This is a genomic window from Nocardia sp. NPDC050412 (assembly GCF_044458825.1).
Lineage (GTDB): Bacteria > Actinomycetota > Actinomycetes > Mycobacteriales > Mycobacteriaceae > Nocardia.
In genome coordinates, this window is the sequence record NZ_JBITIJ010000001.1 from 354256 (window position 1) to 366181 (window position 11926).

Annotated in this window: 10 protein-coding genes; 6 read left to right on the forward strand and 4 right to left on the reverse strand. The window is 65.9% G+C overall.

Annotation, left to right across the window (positions count from 1 at the left end; translation table 11 throughout):
- Nucleotides 1-41: 41 nt before the first annotated feature.
- Entirely contained in the window at nucleotides 42-929 is an 888-nt protein-coding gene (locus ACIBI6_RS01655; RefSeq protein WP_364339948.1) for an ABC transporter ATP-binding protein, read from the reverse strand.
- Nucleotides 930-1042: 113 nt separating this feature from the next.
- Here ACIBI6_RS01655 and ACIBI6_RS01660 point away from each other — a divergent pair, with 113 nt between their 5' ends.
- Nucleotides 1043-1795, forward strand: a complete 753-nt coding sequence (locus tag ACIBI6_RS01660; protein WP_396955002.1) for an alpha/beta fold hydrolase — start codon at nucleotides 1043-1045, stop codon at nucleotides 1793-1795.
- Between the two features lie 5 nt (nucleotides 1796-1800).
- Here ACIBI6_RS01660 and ACIBI6_RS01665 read toward each other — a convergent pair whose 3' ends face one another.
- Nucleotides 1801-2340, reverse strand: coding sequence for a GNAT family N-acetyltransferase (locus tag ACIBI6_RS01665; RefSeq protein ID WP_396955003.1), 540 nt, complete (start codon nucleotides 2338-2340; stop codon nucleotides 1801-1803).
- Complete coding sequence (locus ACIBI6_RS01670; protein ID WP_396955004.1) at nucleotides 2337-3560, reverse strand: MFS transporter; 1224 nt, start codon at nucleotides 3558-3560, stop codon at nucleotides 2337-2339. The genes ACIBI6_RS01665 and ACIBI6_RS01670 overlap by 4 nt, the downstream gene beginning before the upstream one ends.
- A gap of 197 nt (nucleotides 3561-3757) precedes the next feature.
- Here ACIBI6_RS01670 and ACIBI6_RS01675 point away from each other — a divergent pair, with 197 nt between their 5' ends.
- From ACIBI6_RS01675 to ACIBI6_RS01690, 4 genes are all read left to right on the forward strand, one after another.
- Nucleotides 3758-4987, forward strand: a complete 1230-nt coding sequence (locus ACIBI6_RS01675; protein WP_396955005.1) for a cytochrome P450 — start codon at nucleotides 3758-3760, stop codon at nucleotides 4985-4987.
- A 144-nt stretch (nucleotides 4988-5131) separates the two neighbouring features.
- Nucleotides 5132-6448, forward strand: coding sequence for a cytochrome P450 (locus ACIBI6_RS01680; RefSeq protein ID WP_396955006.1), 1317 nt, complete (start codon nucleotides 5132-5134; stop codon nucleotides 6446-6448).
- A 51-nt stretch (nucleotides 6449-6499) separates the two neighbouring features.
- Nucleotides 6500-8023 carry a flavin-containing monooxygenase gene (locus tag ACIBI6_RS01685; protein WP_396955007.1) on the forward strand — a complete coding sequence of 508 codons (1524 nt, stop codon included), beginning with the start codon at nucleotides 6500-6502 and terminating at the stop codon, nucleotides 8021-8023.
- 408 nt (nucleotides 8024-8431) lie between these two features.
- Nucleotides 8432-9343 carry a LysR family transcriptional regulator gene (locus tag ACIBI6_RS01690; RefSeq protein WP_396955008.1) on the forward strand — a complete coding sequence of 304 codons (912 nt, stop codon included), beginning with the start codon at nucleotides 8432-8434 and terminating at the stop codon, nucleotides 9341-9343.
- A gap of 5 nt (nucleotides 9344-9348) precedes the next feature.
- Here the strand turns inward: ACIBI6_RS01690 and ACIBI6_RS01695 are convergent, their stop codons facing one another.
- Nucleotides 9349-10548, reverse strand: coding sequence for a hypothetical protein (locus ACIBI6_RS01695; RefSeq protein WP_396955009.1), 1200 nt, complete (start codon nucleotides 10546-10548; stop codon nucleotides 9349-9351).
- 389 nt (nucleotides 10549-10937) lie between these two features.
- On the opposite strand from ACIBI6_RS01695, the gene ACIBI6_RS01700 reads away from it, so the two are divergent.
- On the forward strand, nucleotides 10938-11921 hold the full coding sequence (locus ACIBI6_RS01700; protein WP_364339964.1) for a hypothetical protein: 984 nt from the start codon (nucleotides 10938-10940) through the stop codon (nucleotides 11919-11921).
- Nucleotides 11922-11926: the final 5 nt, after the last annotated feature.

Consider the following 11926-nt stretch of genomic DNA (forward strand, 5'->3'; position numbering starts at 1 on the left):
GACGAATTCTCCTATGCGCTAATGATTCGGGTGATGCAGGATCAGCGGCCGTAGCGGCTGAAGAAGATCTGTTCGAGGTCCGGCTCGGTGGACAGCACACTCACCAGTTGGTATTTCGCGGCCACCTTGAACAGGCCGTCGACCTCGCCCTCGGTGGTGCAGCGCAAGGTTTTTCCGTCGACGGACAAATCGCGCACGCCGGGCAGCTTGGCGAAGTCGTCGCCGAAAATGTCTTCGCCGAAGACCAATTCGACCGAGCGCGGCGAACGCCTGCGCAGATCCTCGACATTCTCGGTGCCGAGCAGTTGACCGGCGCGCATGATGACCGCCCGATCGGCGCTCTGCTGTACCTCGCTGAGAATGTGCGAGGACATGAACACCGTCTGCCCATTGCGCTTGGCCGCGCCGACCAGATCCAGAAAGCGTTGCTGCAGTAGCGGATCCAGTCCGGAGGTGGGTTCGTCGAGGATCAGCAGATCCGGGTTGTGCATGAAGGCGGCGATAATGCCGACCTTCTGCTTATTGCCCTTGGACATCGCGCCGACCTTCTTGGACAGATCCAGATCGAGCAGATCGGCAAGGTCGGTGATCCGCCTCGGTGCGACATCGCCGCGCAGATCGCCGAGGAAGGTGAGCAGCTCACGTGCGGTATTTCGGCCCTCGATCTCGAGTTCGCCCGGCAGGTAACCGATGCGCTTGCGCAATTGCGCGCCGGCGAGGCGCGGCTCGACGCCGAGCACCTCGACCCGGCCCGCGGTCGGTCGGATCAGATCCAGCAGGATGCGGATGGTGGTGGATTTGCCCGCACCGTTGGGCCCGAGAAACCCGAACACCTCGCCCTGGTCGACCTCGAGGTTCAGTTCGGTGAGGGCGACATGCTTGCCGTAGTGCTTGGTCAGGCCCTCGGTGCGGATCGCGGCGGTGGTCATGACGCTCCTTCGAGAAGTCTTCTAGTTCCTGCAAGTTCAAAAATGACTGAGATGTTCAGTACATACTGAACAAGCAGAACTTGTCAATTCCGCTGTCGGGCTACGATCCGGGCATGACGACGTTCAAGACCTGGGATGGACTGGAGCTCAACTACCGCGTGTGGGAGGGCGCAGGCACTCCGGTCGTTCTGCAACACGGCGTGGTTGCCGATACGAATGCCAACTGGATGGCCACCGGCGTGGTCGGCGCCCTGCAGGCCGCCGGGCGCACCGTGGTGTCATTGGATGCGCGCGGTCACGGTCGTTCCGAGAAACCCCATGATCCGTCGCGGTATTCGTGGGCGGGGATGGCACGCGATGTCAGCGCGCTCTACGACGAACTGGGCTTCGATCGTGTTGTTCAGGTGGGCTATTCGATGGGCGCGATCATCTCGCTGCTGGTGGCGGGTGCCGACGAGCGGGTGAGCAAGCTGGCTGTGGGCGGCATCGGCTCGGGTGTGCTCGATTGCGGCGGCGTCGACCGGCGCGTCATCGATATCGACGATCTGCGCGCCGCCATGCGTGGTGACGGCGCGGGCACACCACCGATCGCGATGATGTTCCGGATTCTCGCCGACGCGGTACGCGCCGATCGCGATGCCATCGAGGCGGTCGCGACCGCCCTGGATGACGAGCCGATAAAGACCCTGGCCGATATCACGGTGCCGAGCCTGGTCCTGGCCGGCGATAAGGACCCGTTCGCCGCCGAGCCCGATCGGCTCGCGGCCGCACTACCCGACGCGACGCTGCGGATCGTGCCCGGCGATCACCTGATGGCCGTGGTGGATCCGAATTTCCATGCGGCGTTGGTCGAGTTCGTGGCCTGATCCGGTCAGAAAACCCGCCGCATTACGAAATCGTGGTGCAACTGGCTGCCCACGATGAACGTCTTGGTGGCGACCCGTTCGAACCCGTGCTTGAGATAGAACCGCTGGGCGCGCTCATTCTCCTGGTTGACCCCGAGCCAGACCCCGGCGACCGCCTCCTCGCGGGCCAGTTCCAGCGACGCGTTCATCAGCGCCTTCGACACACCGGCGCCATGGTGGCCGGGCAGTACGTACATCTTGCTGATCTCGACGGCCGGCCGCAGGTCGACGGCCTTGGCGATGTCGGGATCGGCCGGGTCGCCGTAGTGCAACATCGCATAGCCGACGATACCGCCGGCCGCCACCGCCTTGAGCACGATCCGGGCGGGGTCGGTCAGATATTCGCCGAAGCGTTCACCGGAGAGCGCCTCGGCGATGTAGATCTCGATATCGTCCGCAGTTGCGTGCGGGGGACAGGCGAGCGGAAAGGTCGCGGCCGCAACGTCACTGAGGGCCTCGGCGTCCCATAATCCGGCCCGGTCGACGGTGACTGGGATGTTGCTCATGTGTCCAGTACAGCACGACCATCGCTGGAGGCCGAAAGCTCATCCGGTTCGGAACGGGAATGGAATACACGCGCGAGTCCGATAACGATTGCCATGAACAGGACGGGAATCACAAAACCGATCCGATGTCCGAACCCGGCGGCGATCGCACCGACCAGTCCGCCGCCGACGAGTGTGCCCGCGTAGTTGAACAGATTCAGGCGTGCGATGAGTGCGTCGAGCCGGCGCCCACTGGTCAGCTGGCCGGCCTCGCTGAAGCACAGGGGTGCGACGACGCCGGTACCGAAACCGCCGATCAGGAAGCCGACGATCGCGACAACCGGCCCGGGCGCGACCACCGCGACGGCCAGTCCGAGCACGCCGACCGCCCCCGCGATGCGCACCACCCGGCGTCCACCGAGCCGCCGAACCCAAAGATCACCGCTGAGTCGGGCCGCCAGCGACGCGCACTGATAGACCGCCAACGCCAACGCCGCCGTGGACGAACTGGCGAGCAGATCCTCCTTCAGATACAACGCCGACCAGTTGCTGACGGCGAGATCGATGGCGAATACGAGCGATGCCGCGATCCCGAAGGCGAGGTACATGCGCAGCGGAACCATCGCGAATGCCGAGGATTCGCCGTTGGCCACCTCCGTCGCGGACTCGGCCGCCGCGGCCCCGAGCAGGCGTGGGCCTATCAGCAATCCGATCGCGAGAACTATGCCCGCCGCCGTCAACAGCGATTCGCGCAGTGTGACATCCAGTGCCTCGCAGGCGGATACGAACAGCGCGCCGAGTATTGATCCGGCACTCCACACCGCGTAGAACGAGGACAGGATGAATGTCCCGTACCCGTGCTGAATGAACACACCCTGCATATTGGTGCTCGCGTCGACAATGCCGACCGCGATTCCGTAGAGCCCGAGGGTGATCAGCAGCACCGGCGTATCGGGTGCCAGCGCGATGGCGCATCCGGTGACCGTGATGCCCAGCAATCCGATCCGCACCGTGACTCGACTCGACCATCGCGTGGCCACCTGCTCGGCCGCCACACTGCCGACGCCCGCGAGGATCGAAACCAGCACCACCGAACCGGCGATCAGGCCATCGGACAGGCCGAACCGATCCTTCTGCTGGGGCAGTTCGGTGAGCACCACCGCGAAGAAAAAGCCCTGCAACCCGAAGGCGAACGAATTCGCGATCCGGGCTCCGCGCAGGACAGGAGAAATCGGTCCCATCTGCGGAGAGTATCGGCCCCGTCGTGGCCGTGCCTGGTGAATCTGTCGCGGTCATCCTTTCGTCGGATGCGGTGCGCGCGAAGGTCATCCTCTGGTCAGATTCGGTGGCTACGGTCGGCGCGCGGGTGGTCGAGATCGGTGTCGCGTGCCACTATCGAAGGGGCGCAAGACAACTCGCGAACGGGAAGGGCCGTCGAATGAGAAAGCTGCCGCAGGACTTCTTTCATACACCGTATGCTTTCTATGAGGAGCTGCGCGCCGAAGGCCCCGTGCACCCGGTCGAGTTGAATAGCGGCGTCCGCGCCTGGCTGGTGGTGGATCTGGACGTCGCGCGTGAGGTGCTGCGCCATCCGGCCATTCGCAAGGACCCTCGCACCGACGCCAGCCGCAAGGCCCGCGGCCTGCCCATCGATGACACCGGCGTCGGTGCGGTGAATGCCCGGATCAGCTACCACCTGTTGAATACCGATCCGCCGGGGCACGCCCGGCTGCGCCGATTGGTCGCGCCCGCATTCGCGCCCGCCCGGATCGAGGCGCTGACCCCGCGCGTGCTTGCGATCGCCGACGAACTCCTCGACCGGATCGCCGCGGATGGCGCCGGCCGGGTGGATCTGTTGTCGGAGTATGCATTTCCGCTGCCCATCACCGTCATCTGCGAACTGCTCGGTGTGCCGGTGGCCGATCGCGCGGATTTCCGGGAGTGGTCGCGCATCATCGTCGAGCTGTCCACCGCGACGCCCGAGGAGGTCCGGCAAGCGACCGATGCCATCGCCGAATATTTCGAGCGGCTGGTCACTCGACGGCGGGCCGAGGGGCTGGGGGAGGATGTCGTCTCGGACCTGATCGTCGCCAATGCCGACGGTGACCGCCTCACCGATGACGAGCTGATCTCCATGGTGTTCCTCATCCTGGTCGCGGGTCATGAGACCACGGTCAATCTGATCGGTAATACGGTGCTCACCCTGTTGTCGGATCCGGCGCGCTACCGTGCGCTGCACGGCAATACCGAGGCCGTGCCCGCCCTGATCGAGGAGATGCTGCGTTACGACGGTCCGGTGAATGTCGCGACGTTGCGTTACACGACTGAACCGGTCACGTTGGGCGGCATCGAAATCCCCTCGGGCGAGATGGTGCTCGTCGCGCTGGGGTCGGCCAACCACGACGAACGGCACTTCGCCGACGCCGCAGAGTTCGATCCGCAGCGCTCCACTTCCGGTCATTTGGCGTTCGGGCACGGCATCCACTACTGCCTTGGTGCGGGCCTGGCTCGGCTGGAGGCGCGCATCGCGATCACACGCTTGGTCGAGCAGTACCCGGATCTGCGCTTGGCCGCCGAGGGTGGGGAATTGCGTTGGCGGGAGAGCATGCTCATTCGGGGATTGCAGGATCTTCCGGTCGAATTGGCCGAAGCGCCCGCACTGCGTTGAGTCCGGCGTGGGTTGTGCGCCCAACGGCGGACGGCCCAGCTGATCAGGCGTTGTGCCCCAGGGGCTTCCGTCATGCCGGACAACTGTGCAACAGTGCAGAGAACCGGTCGTAACGATGCGTCCGGTGGCGGATGCGGAGGGAAGATGACTGCGGCGTATCCACCCGGTCCGCCTATCCCCGCATTTCTGCAGGGCCTGCTGTACATCCGTAACCGCGCCCAAATGCTGCCACCGTTGGGGCGGCGCTACGGCGATGTGTTCTCGCTGCGTGTGCCGCCGTTCGCGCGGGACCTCGTCGTATTCACCCACCCTGAACACATCAAGGAAATCTTCGCGGGCGACCCACGCGACCTGCATGCGGGCGAAGGCAACCAGATCCTCGGCCCGGTCATGGGCGAGCATTCGGTGCTGCTGACCGATGAGGCCGAACACGCCAGGGCCCGCCGCTTGCTCATTCCCGCATTCAATGGCGCGGCCCTGCGCGGCTACCGCGATCTGGTCGCCGAGATCGCGGCCGTGGAGGTCGACCGCTGGCGGCCCGGTTCGACGGTGATCACCCTCGACCGGATGAACGCGCTCACCCTCGAGGTGATCATGCGGGTGGTCTTCGGCGTCACCGATGAGCGCACCCGGGCCTCGCTCGCACCGCGCCTCGGCCGCATCGTCGATGTCGGCCCGCTGCAGTACCTCGGCCTGATGAAACCGGCGCTGCAGAAGTTTCCGCCGTGGAAGTCCTTCCACGACAATATGGCCGCCATCGATGATCTGCTGTATGCCGAGATCGCGGATCGGCGCACCGCACCCGACCTCGCCGAACGCACCGATGTCCTGTCCCGGCTGCTGCAAGTGGGCGGGGATACCGAATCCGATCCGCCGCTCACCGACCCCGAACTGCGCGACCAACTCATCACCCTGCTGCTCGCCGGTCACGAAACCACCGCGGCGGCGCTGTCCTGGGCGCTACACGAACTGTCGGTCAACCCGCAGGTACAACGCGACGCCCATGAAGCGGTCCGCATCAATGACGACAAGGCGCTAGAGGCTGTCGTGAAGGAGGCGATGCGGCTGCGCACTGTCATACCCGGAGCGGTGCGCAAACTCACCAGGGAGATGACCATCGGCGGCTGGGAGCTGCCCGCGGGCACCGTGGTCAGCTGTTCGATCCTGCTGGCGCACCGCAGCCCGGCCAACTATCCCGACACCTGGAGCTTCCGTCCGTCGCGCTTCCTGGACGGGGAGGTCGAACCGAATACCTGGCTGCCCTTCGGCGGTGGGGTACGCCGCTGTATCGGCGCCGGATTCTCGCTGATGGAGGGCACCACGGTGCTGCGCGAGATCCTGTCCCGCTACACCCTGGCCGCGCCCGAGGGGGCAAAATCCGAGCGCGCACGGGTGCGCAATATCACCACCGTGCCGCGCGAGAAGGCCAGGATTGTAGTCACCCCACGTTCAACTTCGTGAAATCGCACCGAGGCTTTGCCGCATTCGCGTGAGCGACGTAATCTCCGTGCCATGACGAGCGGGAACCGCGTCGCAATCGTAGGTGCGGGCATTGCAGGCCTTGCCTGCGCGAAAGTGTTGCGCCAAGAGGGATTTCCGGTCGAGGTATTCGATCGGACCCCGGACGTCGGCGGCGTATGGAGTGCGACGCGCCGGTATCCCGGTCTGCGCGCACAGAACAGCAAACACACGTATCACTTCTCCGACTTCCCGATGCCCGACGACTATCCGCGCGTGCCGGATGGACAGCAGATGCAGCAGTACCTCGACGGGTACGTGCGGCACTTCGGCTTCGGCGAGAGCCTGCGTCTGGGCACCGAGGTGGTCGCGGCCGATCCGGTGGACAGTGGCTGGCTGCTGGAGATCCGCGACCATATCGGCGTTCACCGCACCTCCTGCGACCATCTGGTCATCGCGAACGGAATTTTCAATGAGCCCGCGATACCCGACTATCCGGGCGTCGAGCGGTTCCGGCAGGCGGGCGGGCAGATCGGGCACGCCTCGGAGTTCCTGGATGTGGAGTGGGCGCGCGGTAAATCGGTCGTGGTGGTCGGCTACGGCAAATCGGCCTGCGATATCGCTGAGGCGGTCAGTCATGTCGCGGCCTCGACGAATGTGGTCGCCCGGCGGCTGCTGTGGAAGATGCCGCGCAAGTTGGCGCGCGGGCTGGCGGATTACGAGCGGCTGATGCTGACCAGGCTGGGCGAGGCGCACTTCCGCTATCAGGAACTCGGGCGGATCGAGCGATTCCTGCACGGTTCCGGGCGTAGCTTCCGCGACAGCAATTTGGATGTGATCCAGGAGCTCGCCACCAAGAAGTCGCATCTGCGCGAGCTGGGTCTGGTGCCGGAGGGGCGCTTCGAGGACATCGCGGAGAGCACGGTCAGCCTGGTCACCGAGGACTTCTTCGAGCGGGTGGGAATGGGACTGATCGCGGTGCACCGCGACAGCACCATCACCGAGATGGCCGCGAACCAGGTGCGACTGTCCAACGGGACGACCCTGCAGGCCGATATCGTCATCTGCGCGACCGGATTCCACCAGCGGGTGCCGTTCCTCACCCCGTACGTACAGCGTCAGCTCACCGACGACGACGGCAATTTCCGCCTGTACCGGCAGATCCTGCCGATCGGCGTGCCCAACCTGAGCTTCGTCGGGTACAACTCCTCGGTCATCAGCACGCTCAGCGCCGAGGTCGGCGCGCATTGGACCGCGGCACTGCTGCGCGGCCGCCTCGCCCTGCCGACGCAGGAGGAGATGACCACGCACGTCGATGAGCGGCTGCGCTGGATGGCCGAACGCACGGGCGGCCATCACGCGCATGGCGGCGCCATCACCCCGTTCTCGATTCACAATATCGACGAGATGCTCGCCGACCTGAAATTCCGGCTGCCGCGCAGAACCCGTGCGGCACAATGGTTCCGGATGATCAAGCCGTCTTCGTATCGTGGGCTGGCGGAGCGGTCGAAGGGACCGGTGCGGACCCCCGCGCCGGAGACCGTCCCTGCGGTCTCCGTCGAACAGCGCACACCCTAGGTAGATTGCCCGCAATGCGCCCGGGGATGGCTGGGCGCTCCTCGACGCTGTCGCGTTATATCTCGGCTGCGGCATCGAGAGGGCATTCGTACGCCCATTTACGGGTTCGATCGGCGTCGACGATCGCAGAGGAGGGGTCTCGCGGTCCTCGCCCGGCCAATCGCCCGCGTGACAGCGGTCGCCGGAAGGAAGCGGGATCGAAAGAAGGTCGGGGGGCATGTCGATTTTCGCAGTGCGACTATGGGTTTCGAGTCGAAGAAGCTCAGAGTGTGACCGACGCCGCACGGGGGGCGCGATCCTTTCGACGTGAGTCGACAATCGGGCGGGACGGTGCTGTCGAGGCCGACATGACGGATTATCGCCAATGCAATGTTGGTTATCAGTCATTCCATTCTGGATAATCCAGGAGTGGACGCCCTCGACATGAATCTGCTGGTTGCTCTGGATGCGCTGCTGGAGACCAATAGCGTCACCCGGGCCGCCGAGCGGCTGCACACCTCGGCGCCCGCGATGAGTCGAACGCTGGCAAAGTTGCGACGCGTGCTCGGCGATCCGCTGCTGGTGCGCGCGGGCCGTAACCTGGTGCCGACGCCGCGCGCACTCGAATTGCGTTATGAGGTAAGCGTTCTGGTGGAGCGTGGACGGACGCTGCTCACCCCGCGCGGCCCCCTCGACCCGACAACGCTGAAACGCGACTTCTCGGTGCGAGCGGGCGATATGGTTCTCGGCGAATTGGCGACGCCGCTGCTGGCCGCCGTCCGCGCGCAGGCGCCCGGAGTGACAATGCACCTGCTCCCGGACCGCGACGAGGGCACCGCCGCGATACGCGACGGCCGCGTCGATATCGCGGTCGGCGTCATCGAGCACACCGATCCCGAGACCACTGTGCAACGTGTACTGCGCGACCGCGTAATCGGCGTTGCCGCACCACAACATCCGCTGATCACCGACCGCGTGACCGTGGCGCGGTTCGCCGCGGCCGCCCAACTCGGCATCTCCCGCCGCGGCCGCGCCCGCGGTCCCATCGACGATCGCTTGGCGCTGCACGGCCGCACCCGTCGAGTCGTGGCCACCGTTCCCGACCTGACCAGCGCCCTGCTAGCGGTCCGCTCCGGCGATCTGGTCTGCCCTGTCCCCGCCGCTCTCACCGCGACAACTCGCACCGCACTCGGCCTGTGCGCCTTCGAAATCCCCCTACCCCTCCCCGAAATCGCCATCGCCATGGCATGGCACCCCCGTAACACCGCCGACAACGGCCACCGATGGCTGCGCGAATTGATTCGCGGCACCCTCGCCGGTCTGGACTCGTCCGGCCGGTGAGTTGCTCAGCCCTCGGTACGGATCGCGAAGTTCGGGTCCACGCCGGGTAGCTCGTTCGGTGCGGAGGTCGGTTCGGGGCGGCCGAACGGGCCGTTGGGATTGCGCTTGAGTTCGTCGAGCATGGCCTGCAACTTGTCCACGTGGGAGGAATCCTCCCCGGTGTCCGCGCGGTGCGCGCCAGGGGTCAGTGCGCCCTTGTCCTCGGCGCGGGGCGCGGTCATGCCGTTATCGGGACGGGTTGTGGGCGTTGCGGGTTCGTAGCCGTTGCGGGGCGGGGAGGTGAGCGGCTCCAGGCGGCCGTTGCTCGTGCCGATCGAGCCGTATTCGAGCCGGTCGCCGCTGGTCGCCGGCTGCGAGTTGGTGTAGGTCGGCGCGGCAGGTTCGGTGCTGGCCGGTGTGGCCGAGTCGAGCCAATCGGGGCGGGCGGTGGGTGCGGACAGCGGTTCGCTGCGGTAGGTCGGAGGGACCGCGGGCGGCACGGGCTGCGGTGTCCGCGAAGGGAGGGGCAGGGAGTCGTTGGGTGTTGCGGGGCCGAAGGGTTCGAGGTGTTCGGTGCGGGCGATCGGCGCGGTGAACTCGGTCCGTGCGGGGCGGGGCGCGATGTTCGCGGGGTCTTCGGGCGCTTCAAGTCGCTCGTTGCGTCCGGTCGGGGCGTCTTGACGTCCCGTCGTGTTCCCTAGCCGCCCGTTGGTTCCGGTGGCGGGCGTGATGCGTTCATTGCGGCCGGTCGCGGGCTCGAGGCGCTCGTTTGTTCCGGTGGTATTGGAGCGGTGGTTGCGTCCGGTCGGCGTCTCGCTGAGCACGGTCGTGATATCCGGGAGGTCGGTGCGTCCGGTCTCGGCACGCGCACTCGTGGTGTCGGCCCGTCCGTTGACGGCATCGAGACGGTCGCGACGCGATGGAATCGGTTCGCGCCGTTCCCTGGCCACGGGAGCGGGCTCCGGATGGATCCGCAGCGCGGGCTCGGCCGGTTCGTCACTCGGCTCGACGGTGACGACCTGCTCCAACCGCGACCCGATCTTGGAAACATCCTCCCCCGTACGGAAAGCCCACGCCTCCAGCTTGGCCAAGCGACCGGCGAGATTACGATCGTCGTCCACGTGCGCGGCAACCGCGTCGAGTTTATTGCTCACCTCGCGCAGGGTCGTCGCGAGACTCGACAAGAGTGCGCCGATCGATTCGCCACTCCGCTCGTCGTGGTCCATCCCATACCTTCTTCCCCGTATTGCCCGAAACTCCGCTCGTGGCCGGCCGATTCTATCTGTCGATCGGTACCGACGCCGGTTCGAGTACCGGCCGGGGCCACGCTGTGCACTTTTCGTCCGGTTTCGTCCGCTGGTTCGGAGTATCGGTCCGTGTCCCAGGAATGGCCGCAACTATCAATCATGGGAATAACTGTGGCGATGCTCTCGCGTGTCGCAGTGAAATCGCTTGTGAGACAGCACACATCGGCTGGTCGGAGCATATTCGCGGGTTGTGGCGCACCCGAGCGCGGGGTATAGGGGGCTGGCGGGCGGGCCAAAGCTGACGCACTCTTGATCTATGGCGTAGGTCGTACCTGACCTGCGGTGGTTTTGGGCAGGGGTGAGGTTGCGTGAGAACGAAGCAGCGCGTCGAGCGGGCGTGCGGGCGTCGGGCGATGCTCGCCGAATTGGGGTTGTCGGATGGTCGCGTCGCGGATACCCGGGTGCCGGATGGTCGCGCACCCGTGCGCGCAGCGGTGGGGGCTGGGGGGTACGGCTGCACATGTCCGGAATGTGCCGCCGCGCAATGGGATATCCAGCGGCTCAAGTATTGGCTGTGCGGTCGGCTCGCGTCCTACGGCGCGGACCTGGCCGAGGTGGATCGCCGGGTGGGTGACGTCCCGGTGGACGTGCTCTGGCGCAGCGGCGAGCGGCAGTACGCCATCGAGGTCCGCACCGGGCCGCTGGACCGGGAATCGGCGCAGCACCACACGATGCGGCTGCGCACCTCCGGCTGTGACGGGGTGCTGTGGCTGTGCCCGCCGGGTTACTGGGTCGGGCATCTGCCCGCGCTCGGCATCGCCGATTTCGCGCCGCCCGCCTGCGATTACCGGGCCGAAGATGGCATGTTGGACGCCTCGAACAGCGCGCTCGTCGTACCGCGCCGGGAACCCTACGAACTGCGCGATTTCCTGGAGGGCTGGGTGCGGGGTGAAATCGCGTGGGGCTACCGCGATGTGATGACAGGAGGTTGGGCCACCGTGACCGACTGGGAACACCACACAAGGACGCAGGCCAGCGTCATCGCTCGGCAGCGCCAGGAGTTGGTCAACCAACGCACCACCCTGGCCGTGTCCCGAAAAACCGTGCGGGACAAGCAGAAACAGATCATGAAGCTTACCACCCGGCTGGAACGCGCCGAGGAGTCCGCGCAAGAACACGCGGACTCGCTGGCCGAGGTCAGGCGCAAGCTCGACGATCACCACCGGATCGACGCCAGCCTGCGTGGCACCATCGCGAGCATGCAGAAGGCGATCGGTCACTGGCAGCTGATCACCTACTGCGCGATGATGCTGATCGTGACATTCATCGCGGGAGCGATGTTCGTGCGCTGAGCCGG